This is a genomic window from Streptomyces sp. NBC_00873 (assembly GCF_045207415.1).
Lineage (GTDB): Bacteria > Actinomycetota > Actinomycetes > Streptomycetales > Streptomycetaceae > Streptomyces.
This window is the reverse complement of sequence record NZ_CP108803.1, coordinates 6,290,461-6,304,922: the sequence shown is the minus strand read 5'-3', so window position 1 is coordinate 6,304,922 and position 14,462 is coordinate 6,290,461. Positions and strand designations below refer to the sequence as shown.

Below are 14,462 nucleotides of genomic sequence, written 5' to 3'. Positions count from 1 at the left end.
AACGCTCCGGCAACATTGCCGTGTTGACGTGATGTTAACCACAGTCGCGATGTGACGTCAGCACCTCGCTCGTCACAACCGTCGGGAGATGGCCGAACCCCGCCCCCTGGAGCGGGTGGGCGGGGTCCGTCGGCCGTGCGGTTCTACGCCCTTTCGGGCGCGGGGTCAGCGGGTCGCGCGGTTGACCGCGGAGACGACCGCCTTCAGCGAGGCCCGCGTGGTGTTGGCGTCGATGCCGATGCCCCACAGGACCTTTCCGTCGATCGCGCACTCGATGTACGAGGCGGCCTGGGCGCTCGCGCCCTCGCTCATGGTGTGCTCGGTGTAGTCCAGCAGACGGGCGTCGATGCCGATGGCCTGCAGCGCTTCGAAGAACGCGGAGATCGGACCGTTGCCGGTACCGGTCAGCACGGTGTCCGCGCCGTCCACGGTCGCGTCGACGGTGATCGTGTCCTGGCCGTCGGAACCGGTCGTGGTCTGACCGGAGCGGATCTGTACGCGACCCCATTGAGCCGCAGCATTCTCCGGGTTGGGCAGGTACTCGTCCTGGAACGTGGACCAGATCTGCGTCGGCGTGACCTCGCCGCCCTCGGCGTCGGTCTTGGCCTGAATGATCCGGGAGAACTCGATCTGCATCCGGCGCGGCAGGTCCAGCTTGTGGTCGTTCTTCAGGACGTAGGCGATTCCGCCCTTGCCCGACTGCGAGTTGACCCGGATGACCGCCTCGTACGAGCGGCCGACGTCCTTCGGGTCGATCGGCAGGTACGGCACCGCCCACTCGATGTCGTCGACGGTCCTGCCCTGGGCGGCCGCGTCGGCCTCCATGGCGTCGAAGCCCTTCTTGATGGCGTCCTGGTGGGAGCCGGAGAAGGCGGTGTAGACCAGGTCGCCCGCGTAGGGGTGCCGCGGGTGGACCTCCATCTGGTTGCAGTACTCGCTGGTGCGGCGGATCTCGTCGATCTGCGAGAAGTCGATCTGCGGGTCGACGCCCTGCGAGAACAGGTTCATGCCCAGCGTCACCAGGTCGACGTTGCCGGTGCGCTCGCCCTGGCCGAACAGGCAGCCTTCGATCCGGTCCGCTCCGGCCATGATCGCCAGCTCGGCGGCGGCGACGGCGGTGCCGCGGTCGTTGTGCGGGTGGACCGACAGGCAGATGTGCTCGCGGCGCGACAGGTTGCGCGACATCCACTCGAACCGGTCCGCGTGCGTGGACGGCGTCGAACGCTCCACGGTGGCAGGCAGGTTGAGGATGATCTCGCGGCCCTCCTCGGGCTGCCAGACGTCACAGACGGCCTCGCAGACCTCCAGGGCGAAGTCCAGCTCGGTGTCGGTGAAGATCTCCGGGCTGTACTGGTAGCCGAAGATCGTCTCGTCGCCGAGGATCTTCTCCGCGTACTCCATGACCAGTCGGGTGCCGTCCACCGCGATCTGCTTGACCTGCTCCTTCGAACCGCGGAAGACCACGCGGCGGAAGGTGGGAGCGGTGGCGTTGTACAGGTGCACCGTGGCGCGCCGCGCACCGACCAGCGATTCAACAGTTCGCTCGATCAGCTCCTCGCGGGCCTGGGTCAGGACGGAGATCGTCACGTCCTCGGGGATCGCACCCTCTTCGATGATGGAGCGCACGAACGCGAAGTCGGTCTCGCCGGAGGACGGGAAGCCGACCTCGATCTCCTTGTACCCCATGCGTACGAGCAGATCGAACATCTCGCGCTTGCGGGCCGGCGACATCGGGTCGATCAGTGCCTGGTTGCCGTCACGCAGGTCGGTGGAGAGCCAGCGGGGCGCCACGGTGATCCGGTTGTCCGGCCAGGTGCGGTCGGGGATCTCGACGGCCTCGTACCGGCCGTACTTGTGGACCGGCATCCCGGACGGCTTCTGCAGCTGAGTGGCGTTGGTGATCGGCGTGGGCCGGCCGACGGCGTTCTCGGCGGGGGTCTGAGCGGGATTCGCGGTGGTCATGGCGTACGGCTCCTCGGGGTCCAGCGGTGGGACGGCCGACTGTGTCGCTGCAACACCAGACTCCGCGGGGAGGGGGTCGGCCTACGACTACAGGCCCTCGCCGCGGCAGCTAAGAAGAAGCAGCCCGAAACGCATGATGCGACGAGACTAACCGAGAGGCGCCCGAGACGTCCGTCGCGTATCAGTATGCGGGACCGGACCTCGGTAACGGGTAAACAGTGATCGATCACTCCATTTGTTCAATCCTGATGGCAAACAGTGACATCACGATGACGCAGTGCCACAGTCGAACCCATGCAGCCTCGACCTCAGCACGGGTTCCAGCCCGTCTTCTGCACGATCGTGCCGCCCCACGTACTCGACAAGCTGTCACAAGCCGACGACCCCGATCTGGCCGGTCCGGCCCGCCGCACCCTGGAGGGCGACGCCGCCCGGCGCACCCGCCGCCAGATGGCCACCCTCGTCACCCCCGCACCGGGCCCCGCGACGGCGGACCAGCTGTCCGACAAGCCTGAGCGCACGCTCTACGACTGCCGCCACGGCACGCAGCTGCCGGGCTTCAAGGTCCGCGGCGAGGGCGAGGAGCCGACGAGGGACGCGAGCGTCAACCGCGCGTTCGCGGGACTCGGCGCCACCTTCGAACTGCTGCTCACGGCGTACGGCCGCCATTCGATCGACGGCAACGGGCTGCCGCTGATCGGCTCCGTCCACTACGACGAGAAGTACAACAACGCCTTCTTCGACGGCGAGCAGATGGTCTTCGGCGACGGGGACGGGGAGATCTTCCTCGACTTCACCGTCGCCATCGATGTGATCGCCCACGAGCTGACGCACGGGCTGACCCAGCACACGGCCAACCTGAGCTATTTCGGCCAGTCCGGCGCGCTCAACGAGTCCATGTCGGACGTCTTCGGTTCCCTGGTGAAGCAGTACTCACTGGGCCAGACCGCCGACCAGGCGGACTGGCTGATCGGTGCAGGTCTGCTGGCCCCACGGGTGCAGGGCGAGGCGCTGCGCTCGATGAAGGCGCCCGGGTCGGCGTACGACGACGACGTGCTCGGCAAGGACCCGCAGCCCGCGTCGATGGAGGACTACATCCACACCACCGAGGACAATGGCGGTGTACACCTCAACTCCGGCATCCCGAACCGTGCCTTCTACCTGTTGGCCACGGCACTCGGCGGCAACGCGTGGGAGCGGGCGGGACAGCTCTGGTTCGACGTCCTCACGGGCCGCCGCCTGGCCGCGGACGCGGAGTTCACGGACTTCGCCCGCCTGACGGTCGAGGCGGCAAGGGACCGCTTCGGCGAGGGCGACGAGTTGGAAGCGGTACGGAAGGCATGGTCGGAGGTGGGCGTGCCGTCCGCGTAGGCCCGGTCACGGTTCCTGTCCTCGATCGCCGGAGCCCGGCCAAGAACAAGCCCCTCCGGCGATTGAGGAGCGGGATCCGGGGCAGAGCCCCGGAAACAACCTGAGAGGAGTCGAACCATGCGGATCCAGGTCACCCGCACCGGCGGCTTCACCGGCATCGCCCGCCACCGCGAGATCGACACCTCGGACCTCACCGACGCAGCGGAGTGGGAAGCCCTGGCCGAATCCGCACTCGCGGCGGGCCGCGGCACCGCACCGCCCGGGGTACCGGACGGCTTCCGGTACCGGATCACGGTCGACGACCGCACCGCGCACTGCGCGGATCCGCACCTGACCGACGCCCAGCGCGCACTGATCTCACGCGTCCTCAAGGAGGGCGCGTGAGATCAGCGCACAGCTGACCCGTCTCAGAACCCCGGCTTGCGCAGCCGCTTCGAAAACACCCCCACGGCCACCCTCGCACCGTTCCTGGGCAGTGAGCAGGAGTGAGTCCCGGCTCACCGGTACGCCCCGAACGGTCTTGGGCGCACTGGTACTCCGCTTTCGCGTCCCGGTCGGCGACGCATATCCCGTATGCGGTCCGTCCCGGGCGGGCGGAATTCCTACGACCTGGCCATATGGGTGTGGCCAGAGGCGACGGGGAGGCCCCGAACCATCTCGCTGGTGACACGGGGGCCCCGACTGCTGACGCCACACCCGGCGTCCCAGATCGCACCGAGAACGCTACGCACACCCCGCCGGGCATACCCGCAGCTCGTCACACCGTTCACCCCATCGTGTCCACGTTCACCAAAACGACGTGCGCGCCCAGCAGTTGTGAGCCCCTCGACCTCAGGGGTCTCAACGGCTTCGGGCGGCTGCGCCGGCCTCCGGCCGCCGGACTCCGCCGGCGCTCAGAACCCCAGCTTGCGCAGCTGCTTCGGATCACGCTGCCAGTCCTTGGCGACCTTCACGTGCAGGTCCAGGAAGACCGGCGTGCCGAGCAGCGCCTCGATGTGCTTGCGCGACTTCGTGCCGACCTCTTTCAGCCGCTTGCCCTTCGGGCCGATGATGATGCCCTTCTGGCTGGGCCGCTCGATGTACACGTTCGCGTGGATGTCGAGCAGCGGCTTGTCCGCGGGCCGGTCCTCGCGCGGCAGCATCTCCTCGACGACGACCGCGATCGAGTGCGGCAGCTCGTCGCGTACGCCTTCGAGCGCGGCCTCCCGGATCAGCTCCGCGACCATCACCATCTCGGGCTCGTCTGTGAGGTCGCCCTCCGGGTAGAGCGCCGGGCTCTCGGGGAGCAGCGGCGCGATCAGGTCAGCGAGAAGGTCGACCTGGCTGTCCTTCACCGCGGAGACCGGAATGATCTCTGCCCATTCGAAGCCGAGCTCCTCGCCGAGACGGGAGACGGCGATCAGCTGTTCGGCTAGCTGCTTGGAGTCGACCAGGTCGGTCTTGGTGATGATCGCGATCTTCGGGGTCTTCTTGATGCCCGCGAGTTCCTTGACGATGAACTTGTCGCCGGGGCCGAGCTTCTGGTCGGCGGGCAAGCAGAAACCGATGACGTCGACCTCGGCCCAGGTGGTCCGCACGACGTCGTTCAGCCGCTCGCCGAGCAGCGTGCGCGGCTTGTGGAGGCCGGGGGTGTCGACCAGGATCAGCTGTGCGTCCTCGCGGTGCACGATGCCGCGCACCGTGTGGCGGGTCGTCTGGGGCCGGTTGGAGGTGATCGCCACCTTCTGGCCGACCAGAGCGTTCGTAAGGGTGGACTTGCCCGCGTTGGGGCGGCCCACGAAGCAGGCGAAGCCGGCCCGGTGGGGGGCGTTGTTCTCAGCCTGCTGCGCAGCAGCTTCTGGGTTCGGTCGAGCGCTCATGGCGCCCATTGTCCCCGATCCCGGCGGCCCCGCCGCACAGCGGGCGGCCTGCTGTCGTCTCAGGCCCTACGGATGCGGCTCCGCCGGGCCCGTATCCACATCCCCGTACCGCCGCCGACGATCACCAGCAGGACCGCGGCCATCAGCCAGGGCAATGCGATGTACCGGGCGGCGGCGGACTCGTGGGTGTCGCGGGCGCTCGCGGTCAGTTCGATCTCGCCCCATTCCAGCTGCGGCGCGTCGGCCCACTGCTCGGTCAGCCGGACCTCCTGGCGGGGCAGCAGCTCGGACGGGATCTTCTTCAGGTCGCGGGCGAGCAGGGTACGGCCGAAGAGCCCCTGGGCCTTGAGGGCGACCTTGGGGTTGAGGGTGACGTTCCCGCGGTTGTGGAGGGTGTACGAGATGACGGCCCGGCTCTTTCCGGTGCCCGGGACGAGCGGCTGGGTGTGCTCGATGGTGACATCGTCGACGGACAGCGCGGGCATCGCCGGCCCGTTCACCCGGAGACAGATCCGGGCGCCGACCGCTTTCCGGATGCCGACGGCGACGGCTCCCCGGTCGGCGGGGGCGATGCGCTCGTCGAGGGCGACGAGGGCGCCCGGGTGGTCGCCGGGCTCGGCGGTCTCCGGGAGGGTGACGGTGACCGGCACGGTGACGGAGCCGTGCGGTTTGACGGTGACCTTGTCGCGGCCGGTCCTCACCCAGGCGCCGACGGAACGCTGCTTCTCGTCCGGGGAGCGGACGGCGAACCCGCCGTCGCGTTCGGTGTTGTAGGTGTCGGCGGCATACAGCCGGAAGGTCAGCGGCTCGGCGGTCTTGTTGGTGACGGTGACCTTGTCGGTGAGGGTGGCACCGGGGTCGGCGGAGAGATAGAAGTACGGGCGCTGCCCGAGCTTCGTGGTGGCCGGGTAGACGGACCAGCTGCCGTTGTCGGCGGCATGGCCCGCGGGTGCGCCGGCCAGCAGCAGAACGGCGGCCAGGAGGAGTACGTACAGCTTGCGCACGGTGCGGAACCCCCAGGGTGCTCGGTACGGACGGGGTGGGCCGGCCGGGTTCGCCGCCCGACCCACCGGTCAGTCGGGGACCGACGCTCAGGTGAGGGTGAGCGTCAGCACGCCGGAGTACGTGCCGGTCGCGGTGTACGCCGGTACGTCCAGGGCAAGCCGGGCGTCGACGGTGAACTCACCGCCGGTGAACGCCCCGTTCGGGGTGGACGCCAGGGTGGCGCCCGCGCTGCCGACCGAACCCTCGGAACCTGCGGCGCAGGTGCTCGGGCTGCCGGGCTTTGTCGCGCAGACCGGGGTCCAGCTGAGCGCGGAGGCGCCGATCGTCGCACCGCCGGGGCCGCTGAAGTCGGTGACCTTGCCGGTCAGGGACCAGCCCGCGGGGCCGCCGCGGAAGTCCTTGACCGTCACCGTCTGCAGGGAGCCGCGGGAGGCGCCGCCCGTGCCGAAGTCGACCGCCGACATCTCGACGGTGTCGTCGGCCTGGGCCATGGACAGGGTGCCCGCCTTGACGGACGAGGTGAGTCGCTGGCTGTCGCCGGGGATCTCCCCGCCGCCACCGGTGACGGTGTATGCCTGCGGGCCCGCGCCCTTGTCGGCGTCCCAGCCGGAGCCCTCGTACGCGACGATGCCGGTGGTCGCCGGAATGCACCGACTGATGGGCCATCAGGTGCTGTCAAGATCCCTGCTCCCCAGGGATCCTGACGACATCCGAGGTCAGCCGGCCGTCACACTGACCCGCACCGCGCCGTCCGGTCCGGCCAGCAGCACCGGGGTCTGCGGCCCGCCCAGGTCCCGCACCGCCGCGCGGTCCGCGTCCGACGGGGTCTCCGCCTCGGAGACGATCGCGGCCGCCTCCAGAGAAGTGGCGCCGCTGGCCACCGCCATCGCGACGGCGGTCTGCAGGGCGCTCAGCTTCAGCGACTCCAGCTGTACGGTGCCCGCGACATACGTACGTCCGGTCTCGTCCCGTACGGCCGCGCCCTCCGGCACACCGTTGCGGGCGCGGGCGCTGCGCGCCAGCGTGACGATCTTGCGGTCCTCGGGGCCGAGTTCGGTGCTCTCAGTCATGTGCCGAGCATACGAAGCGGACGGCCGGGACCGGCACGCGGGCGGTCACCTTGTCACCCGGCGGGTCCGGCGCGGCGCCCCGGACCTCGGGCCCGCTCTACCCCCGGTCCAGCCGCAGCCGCTCCGCCCGCGGCAACCCCGACACCACCAAGTCGTACGAGTCCTCGATCAGCTCCCGCAGCAGCCGCCCCGGCACTCCCGGCACCGTCACCGTGTTCCAGTGCCGTTTGTTCATGTGCCACCCCGGGGCGATCGCCGCGTGCTCCTCCCGCAGCCGCACCGCGTCATCCGGATCGCACTTCAGATTGACCGTGAGCGGCCGTGCGTCCAGCGTGCTGAGCGCGAACATCTTGCCGAGCACCTTGAACACCGAGGTCTCCGGTCCGAACGGAAACTCCTCGACGCTCGCGTTGAACTCCAGGCAGAACGCCCTCAACTCCTGCGGAGTCATTCCGCTGCCGCCTCCTCCGGCACCACCGGCTCCACCAGTACCGTGACGATCTTGTTCCGGCGCCCCGCCGGGGACTCCGCGGTCAGCCGCAGCCGACGCCCGTCAGGCAGATCGACGACCGCGGAAGCCCCGGCGATCGGCACCCGGCCGAGCGCCTTCGCCAGGAGTCCGCCGACCGTCTCCACGTCCTCGTCGTCGAAGGCGCCGACCCCGAACAGCTCGCCCAGGTCGCCGATGTCGAGCCGGGCGGTCACCCGGAAGCGGCCGTTCTCCAGCTCCTGGACGGGCGGGAGCTCACGGTCGTACTCGTCGGTGATCTCACCGACGATCTCTTCCAGGATGTCCTCGATCGTGACGATGCCCGCCGTGCCGCCGTACTCGTCGATGACGACAGCGACATGGCTGCGTTCCTGCTGCATCTCGCGCAGCAGATCACCGGCGTTCTTGGTGTCCGGCACGAACGCCGCAGGACGCATCGCCGTGGAGACCGGATCGGCCTCCGACTCCCGGTTGATGTGCGTCTTGCGGACCAGGTCCTTGAGGTAGACCATCCCGACGATGTCGTCCTCGTTCTCCCCGGTGACCGGGATCCGGGAGAACCCGGAGCGCAGGGCCAGGGTCAGCGCCTGCCGGATCGTCTTGGACCGCTCGATGCAGACCAGGTCCGTCCGCGGCACCATCACCTCGCGCACCAGCGTGTCGCCGAGCTCGAAGACGGAGTGCACCATGCGCCGCTCCTCGTCCTCGATCAGCGACTCCTGCTCGGCGAGGTCGACCATCGCCCGCAGTTCCGCCTCGCTGGCGAACGGGCCCTTGCGGAACCCCTTGCCGGGGGTGAGCGCGTTGCCGAGGAGGATCAGCAGCTGCGGGATCGGGCCCATGATCCTGGCGAGCGGCAGCAGCACGTACGCCGCCGCCGTCGCCGTGTTCAGCGGGTGCTGCCGCCCGATGGTGCGCGGCGAGACGCCGATGGCGACGTACGACACGAGGACCATCACGCCCATCGCGACGGCCAGCGCCTCCCAGGTCTCCGGGAACTCCTTCAGGCAGGCGTACGTGACGAGCACGCCGGCCGACATCTCGCAGGCGACCCGCACGAGCAGGGCGACATTGAGATAGCGGGTCGGGTCGGCCGCGACCTGTTCCAGCTTGTCGCTGCCACGCCGCCCGGAGCGCACCGCCTCGGCCGCCCGGAAGCTCGACGTGCGGGCGATGCCCGCCTCGGCGCAGGCCGCCAGCCAGCCGAACACGACCAGCAGAACGGCGCCCAGGACGAGGGGGACGCTCACGAGACGGTGGGGGCGGGCGACGGACCGGTCAGTCCGTGCTCGGCGCGCCAGCCGTCCACGATCGCCGCTTGGAGACCGAACATCTCGGTCTTCTCGTCCGGCTCCTCGTGGTCGTACCCCAGCAGATGCAGCACCCCGTGGACGGTGAGGAGCTGGAGCTCCTCGTCCATGGAGTGCCGGGTCTCCGCGTCCTCGCCCTGCTTCTTCGCGACCTCCGGGCAGAGCACGATGTCACCGAGGAGCCCCTGCGGGGGCTCCTCGTCGTCCTTCGCCGGCGGACGCAGTTCGTCCATCGGGAAGGACATGACATCCGTCGGACCCGGCAGGTCCATCCACTGGATGTGGAGCTGCTCCATGGCGTCGGTGTCCACCACGATCACCGAGAGTTCGGAGAGCGGGTGGATCCGCATCCGTGCGAGCGCATAGCGGGCGATGTCGAGGATCGCCTGCTCGTCGACCTCGGTTCCGGACTCGTTGTTGACGTCGATCGACATGGTGCGCTGCGACTACTTCCGTTTGTGGCTGTCTCGGTTGTCGTACTTCTCGTACGCGTCGACGATACGGCCGACCAGCTTGTGCCGGACGACATCCTGGGAGGTGAGCCGGGAGAAGTGCACGTCCGGCACGCCTTCCAGGATGTCCTGGACCTGGCGCAGACCGCTCCTGGTGCCGCTCGGCAGGTCGACCTGGGTGATGTCACCGGTGACGACGATCTTCGAGTCGAAGCCGAGCCGGGTCAGGAACATCTTCATCTGCTCGGCGCTGGTGTTCTGCGCCTCGTCGAGAATGATGAACGCGTCATTGAGGGTCCGTCCGCGCATGTACGCCAGCGGCGCCACCTCGATCGTGCCCGCCGCCATCAGCCGCGGGATCGAGTCGGGGTCGAGCATGTCGTGCAGCGCGTCGTAGAGCGGGCGCAGATACGGATCGATCTTGTCGAAGAGCGTGCCGGGCAGGAACCCGAGCCGCTCGCCCGCCTCGACGGCGGGCCTGGTCAGGATGATCCGGTTGACCTGCTTGGACTGCAGGGCCTGGACCGCCTTCGCCATGGCGAGATACGTCTTGCCGGTACCGGCGGGCCCGATGCTGAAGACGATCGTGTGCTTGTCGATGGCGTCGACGTAGCGCTTCTGATTGAGCGTCTTGGGGCGGATCGTGCGACCGCGGTTGGAGAGGATGTTCTGCGTGAGCACCTCGGCGGGCGTCTCGCCCTGCGGCTCCCCCTGCCCGTTGCCACTCGCCCGGAGCATGGCGATCGACCGTTCCACTGCGTCCTCCGTCATCGGCTGCCCGGTGCGGAGCACGAGCATCATCTCGTCGAACAAGCGCTGAATGAGGGCGACATCTGCTGCGTCACCCGTGGCTCGGATTTCGTTGCCCCGGACATGGATATCGACCGCCGGGAAAGCCGATTCGATCACGCGCAGCAGGGAGTCGCCCGATCCGAGGAGCATCACCATGGGGTGTGCGGCCGGGATCCTGATCTGGGCACGCGCCTGCGGCTGTGTGGGTGTCTGAGTCATGGGCCGGCCCTCAGGCCTGCACATACCTCCCGTTGCAGGGTTCTCGCCGCTCGACAACCTCTGGAACCAAGCCTACGACTCCGCACGGACAACACCGAGGGCTTTTTCGCACACGGTGCGAACATCCGTGCCCGCGTCACGCGGGATGGCGGAAGCCGATCGTCGGTACGGCCCGGCGCAGCGGCCACGGCCGGGCGGCGGCGGGAAGCAGATGCTCCAGGAACGCGTACCGCTGGAGGGCCGCCGGATCCTGCCCGTCGCAGGTGCGGACCCGCTGCCACCAGGCGGCGATCTCCGCCCAGCCCGGCGCCGACAGGGACCCGCCGAACTCCTGGACGGAGAGCGCCGCGGTCAGTCCGGCGAAGGCCAGCCGGTCGGCCAGCGGCCAGTCCGCCAGGGTGCCGGTGACGAATCCGGCGACGAAGACATCGCCCGCGCCGGTCGGGTCGAGGGCCTCGACCTCGATCGCGGGCACCTCGGCGGTGACACCGGTCGCCGCGTCCACCGCGTAGGCACCCTCCGAGCCCAGCGTGACGACGGCGAGCGGCACCCGTTCGGCGAGGGCGCGGGCGGCGGCACGGGGGCAGTCGGTACGGGTGTAGCGCATCGCCTCCTCCGCGTTGGGCAGGAACGCCTGGCAGTGCTGCAGGTCGGGCAGCGCGTCCAGGTCCCAGCGGCCGGTCTCGTCCCAGCCGACGTCGGCGAAGATCCGGGCGCCGTGCCGGGCCGCGACGGCGACCCACGGCTCGCTGCGGCCGGGGGTCAGCGAGGCGACGGCGGCGCGGGCGCGCGGCGGGCAGCGCGGGAAGGCCCGGTCCGCGCGCGAGGGGGCGGCGGGTGGCGGGGCCTCATGTCCGTGCGAGACCATCGTCCGCTCGCCCTCGTACGCCATGGAGACGGTCACCGGTGAGTGCCAGCCGGGGACGGTGTGCGACATCGAGAGGTCGATGCCCTCGCCCTGTTCGAGGGCGTCCCAGCAGTACTCCCCGTAGTGGTCGTCGCCGAACGCGGCGGCGAGCGAGGTGTGCAGTCCGAGCCGGGCCAGCGCAGTGGCCATGTTGGCGACGCCGCCGGGGCTGGAGCCCATGCCGCGCGCCCAGGACTCGGTGCCGCGGACCGGGGCGCTGTCCAGGCCGGTGAAGACGATGTCGAGGAAGACCGTGCCGGTGAGGAACACATCGCAGTCCGGGTCCTGCGGGGCACGCAGCCCGTCCAGTGGGTCGATGCCTGGATTGTCTGTGCTCACCTTGCACTCCCCGGTCGTGGCAGATCCGGCCAGTGTGCCCGATTCGCCCCTGCAACCGGCGGGTCCGCGCCGTCGCACCGGGCGGGCGTGAGCCGGACCGGTGCCTGACGCGCCCCGGGTCCGCGCACACCGACACTGACCTGCGTAAACATGCGCTGTTACCCGCTTCGTAAGGCAGCAAACACCAATGTGACCCAGATCACTCAGGGACGCCTTTCGGTCGGCCGTGCGCACTTGATACAAATTGGCCCGCACGCGCCGTCGCGATCGACACCGACGAGTGCCACGTCCCCCCGCTGTACCCCTCCCCGCCTTCCCTGCCTCCTCCGGCATGTCTTCAGGAACGCCCATGTCCCCGCGCCCTCGCGCCGCGTGGCCCCTGGTCGCCGTGTTCACCGCCGGTTACCTCGCCGCCTATCTGCTCCCCACCATCGTCGGCCGGCTCTCCGCCCATCTGGGCCTCAGCGCGGCCCAGGCGGGTCTGGTCGGCAGCGCGCTCCTGCTGAGTTCGGCCACCGCCGGGTTCACACTGGCGGGCCGTGTCGAGCGGTACGGGTCGCGGAGACCGGCGCGGGCCGGACTCGCGCTGGCCGTGGTGGGCTACGGCTGCGCCGCACTGGCCGGGTCCGTGCCCCTCGTGGTCATGGGCGCGGTGATCGGCGGGCTCGGCTCGGGTACGGCGACGGCAGTGGCCGCGGCCGGTATCGCCGCACAGCGTGATCCGCACCGGACCTCGTCCCTGGGCCTGCTGAGCGTCTCCGCGACCGCGGGCGCCCTCTACCTGACAATCCCTCACCTGACTGGCGGCCACCGGCTGCCGTTCGCCTCGATCGCCCTGGTCGCCCTGCTCGTCTGGCCCGCCACCGCGCGGCTCGGCGGCTCGGCGCCCACCGGTTCGACGGCACCGGTGGGCGGCCGGCTGCCGCACCGCCGCTCCGGTCTGGTGCTGGCGGGCGGCATGCTCGTCTGGTCGATGGCGCAGAACGCCCTATGGGGGGTCAGCAGCCGGATCGGCGTGTCCCAGGCCGGGCTCTCCGAGGTCACCATCGGCGCGGTGTTCGCCGCCGCGCTCGGCGCCGGCCTGCTCGGCGTGATGGGCGCCGGAGTGCTGGGCGCCAGACTCGGCCGGGCCGTCCCGATCGGTCTCGGCACCGTGATCATCGCGGGCAGCATCGTGCTCAGCTCGTCGGCCGCCGGGCTCGGCTCGTTCGCCACCGGTGAGATCACGTGGAACACCGTCTACCCGGTGGTCCTGTCGTATCTGATCGGTCTGGCCGCCTCACTGGATGTACGGGGCCGCTGGGCGGTCCTCGCGGGCTCCGCGTCGTCCGTCGGCGTGGCCTGCGGCCCGGTCCTCGGCAGTGTGCTGTCCGAGACGGCCGGCTACCCGGTGATGGGCCTGATCCTGGGCGCCGTGACCCTGCTGGTCGCCGCCCCGGTCACGGCCGTCGCGCTGCACACCGGCGGCCGTCCGCTGGTGCCCGGTTCGGTCCGCCGCCGAGGTGGCGCTCCCGCGGCGCTGCTCGCCGCGACCACCGGCACGCTGCCCGGCGCGGTGCCCAGGATGGGCGCGCCCGAACAGGCCGTCACGGAGATCAGCATGCCCGCGCTGCGCCGCAGGCGCCTCGGCAGGAACGCGTTCCGGACGGCCGGTCCTTCGGGCGCGGACGGTCAGTCGAACGCGTACGCCTCGACCTCCGACAGGTAGCGCGACCTGCGCTCCTCGTCGTGGTCGAGGAAGGCCGCCTCGAAGGAGTTCCGGGCCAGGGTGCGCAGCTGCTCACGCTCCAGTCCGAGCGCCTCGTGGACGGCATGGAAGGTGTCTCCGACGTATCCGCCGAAGTACGCGGGGTCGTCGGAGTTCACCGTGCAGAGCAGCCCGGCGTCCAGCATCGCCCGCAGCGGGTGCTGCTCCAGGGTGTCGACTGCGCGCAGCCGTACGTTGGACAGCGGGCAGAGGGTGAGCGGCACCCGGTCGGCTGCGAGCCGCTTCACCAGGTCCGGGTCCTCCATGCAGCGCAGTCCGTGGTCGATGCGCTCGACCCCGAGGACGTCGAGCGCCTCCCGGATGTACTCCGGCGGACCCTCCTCCCCGGCGTGTGCGACCTTCCGCAGCCCGAGCGCCCCGGCCGCCTCGTACACCTCACGGAACTTCGCGGGCGGATGCCCGACCTCCGCCGAGTCCAGGCCGACGGCGCTGATCCGGTGCAGGTACGGCTTCGCGGCGTCGAGGGTCTCCAGGGCCGATTCGGCGGACTGGTCGCGCAGGAAACACATGATCAGCTGGGTGGAGATGCCATGGGTCTCCTCGCTGCGGTCGAGCGCCCGGCCTAGTCCTTCGACGACGGTGCCGATCGGGACGCCGCGGGCGGTGTGCGCCTGCGGGTCGAAGAAGATCTCCGCGTGGCGGACGCCCTGGGCGGCCGCGCGGGTGAGGTAGGCGTCGGCGAGCTGCTCGAAGTCCTCCTCGGTGCGCAGGCCGGCCATCAGCGCGTAATAGAGGTCCAGGAAGGACTGCAGATCGTCGAAGAGATAGGCGGTGCGCAGCTCTTCGCTGGTCGCGTACGGCAGCTCCACGCCATTGCGCTCGGCGAGGGCGAAGGCCAGCTCGGGTTCGAGGGTTCCTTCGATGTGGAGGTGGAGTTCTGCCTTGGGGAGTTGCACGGGTTGCTCGCTCACTCTCGCT

The 14,462-nt window shown here is 70.0% G+C and carries 13 protein-coding genes and 1 pseudogene; 3 read left to right on the top strand and 11 right to left on the bottom strand.

The window, feature by feature from the left end; genetic code table 11:
* Positions 1–165 precede the first annotated feature (165 nt).
* Positions 166–1,962, bottom strand: a complete 1,797-nt coding sequence (gene leuA / locus OH809_RS29035) for a 2-isopropylmalate synthase (RefSeq protein ID WP_406515835.1) — start codon at positions 1,960–1,962, stop codon at positions 166–168.
* Between the two features lie 294 nt (positions 1,963–2,256).
* Here leuA and OH809_RS29030 point away from each other — a divergent pair, with 294 nt between their 5' ends.
* Together OH809_RS29030 and OH809_RS29025 are read left to right on the top strand one after the other, a co-directional pair.
* Positions 2,257–3,333 carry a M4 family metallopeptidase gene (locus OH809_RS29030; RefSeq protein WP_406419268.1) on the top strand — a complete coding sequence of 359 codons (1,077 nt, stop codon included), beginning with the start codon at positions 2,257–2,259 and terminating at the stop codon, positions 3,331–3,333.
* A 117-nt stretch (positions 3,334–3,450) separates the two neighbouring features.
* Complete coding sequence (locus OH809_RS29025; RefSeq protein WP_406419269.1) at positions 3,451–3,717, top strand: protealysin inhibitor emfourin; 267 nt, start codon at positions 3,451–3,453, stop codon at positions 3,715–3,717.
* A gap of 509 nt (positions 3,718–4,226) precedes the next feature.
* Here OH809_RS29025 and era read toward each other — a convergent pair.
* The 9 genes and pseudogenes from era to OH809_RS28980 all read right to left on the bottom strand — a co-directional run bounded on the left by era (position 4,227) and on the right by OH809_RS28980 (position 11,776).
* Positions 4,227–5,201 carry a GTPase Era gene (gene era, locus OH809_RS29020; protein WP_393299175.1) on the bottom strand — a complete coding sequence of 325 codons (975 nt, stop codon included), beginning with the start codon at positions 5,199–5,201 and terminating at the stop codon, positions 4,227–4,229.
* A 50-nt stretch (positions 5,202–5,251) separates the two neighbouring features.
* On the bottom strand, positions 5,252–6,196 hold the full coding sequence (locus OH809_RS29015; protein ID WP_406515834.1) for a WxL protein peptidoglycan domain-containing protein: 945 nt from the start codon (positions 6,194–6,196) through the stop codon (positions 5,252–5,254).
* A gap of 87 nt (positions 6,197–6,283) precedes the next feature.
* A pseudogene (locus OH809_RS29010) lies at positions 6,284–6,838 on the bottom strand (beta-xylosidase); the annotation flags it as partial.
* A gap of 75 nt (positions 6,839–6,913) precedes the next feature.
* Positions 6,914–7,267 carry a cytidine deaminase gene (locus OH809_RS29005; protein ID WP_406419274.1) on the bottom strand — a complete coding sequence of 118 codons (354 nt, stop codon included), beginning with the start codon at positions 7,265–7,267 and terminating at the stop codon, positions 6,914–6,916.
* 97 nt (positions 7,268–7,364) lie between these two features.
* Positions 7,365–7,718 (bottom strand): MmcQ/YjbR family DNA-binding protein, encoded by a 354-nt coding sequence (locus tag OH809_RS29000; protein WP_406419276.1) that lies wholly within the window; start codon positions 7,716–7,718, stop codon positions 7,365–7,367.
* Positions 7,715–9,007 carry a hemolysin family protein gene (locus OH809_RS28995; RefSeq protein WP_406419278.1) on the bottom strand — a complete coding sequence of 431 codons (1,293 nt, stop codon included), beginning with the start codon at positions 9,005–9,007 and terminating at the stop codon, positions 7,715–7,717. Before OH809_RS28995 ends, OH809_RS29000 begins: the two co-directional genes overlap by 4 nt.
* On the bottom strand, positions 9,004–9,501 hold the full coding sequence (gene ybeY / locus OH809_RS28990; RefSeq protein ID WP_406419280.1) for an rRNA maturation RNase YbeY: 498 nt from the start codon (positions 9,499–9,501) through the stop codon (positions 9,004–9,006). The genes OH809_RS28995 and ybeY overlap by 4 nt, the downstream gene beginning before the upstream one ends.
* Before the next feature lie 12 nt (positions 9,502–9,513).
* On the bottom strand, positions 9,514–10,530 hold the full coding sequence (locus tag OH809_RS28985) for a PhoH family protein (RefSeq protein ID WP_406419282.1): 1,017 nt from the start codon (positions 10,528–10,530) through the stop codon (positions 9,514–9,516).
* Between the two features lie 136 nt (positions 10,531–10,666).
* Positions 10,667–11,776, bottom strand: a complete 1,110-nt coding sequence (locus OH809_RS28980; RefSeq protein ID WP_406419284.1) for a carbohydrate kinase family protein — start codon at positions 11,774–11,776, stop codon at positions 10,667–10,669.
* A 349-nt stretch (positions 11,777–12,125) separates the two neighbouring features.
* Between OH809_RS28980 and OH809_RS28975 the strand changes: the two genes are divergently transcribed.
* Entirely contained in the window at positions 12,126–13,484 is a 1,359-nt protein-coding gene (locus OH809_RS28975; protein ID WP_406419286.1) for an MFS transporter, read from the top strand.
* Here OH809_RS28975 and OH809_RS28970 read toward each other — a convergent pair.
* Positions 13,448–14,440 carry an adenosine deaminase gene (locus tag OH809_RS28970; RefSeq protein ID WP_406516293.1) on the bottom strand — a complete coding sequence of 331 codons (993 nt, stop codon included), beginning with the start codon at positions 14,438–14,440 and terminating at the stop codon, positions 13,448–13,450. The two genes, OH809_RS28975 and OH809_RS28970, sit on opposite strands and share 37 nt — an antisense overlap.
* Positions 14,441–14,462 lie beyond the last annotated feature (22 nt).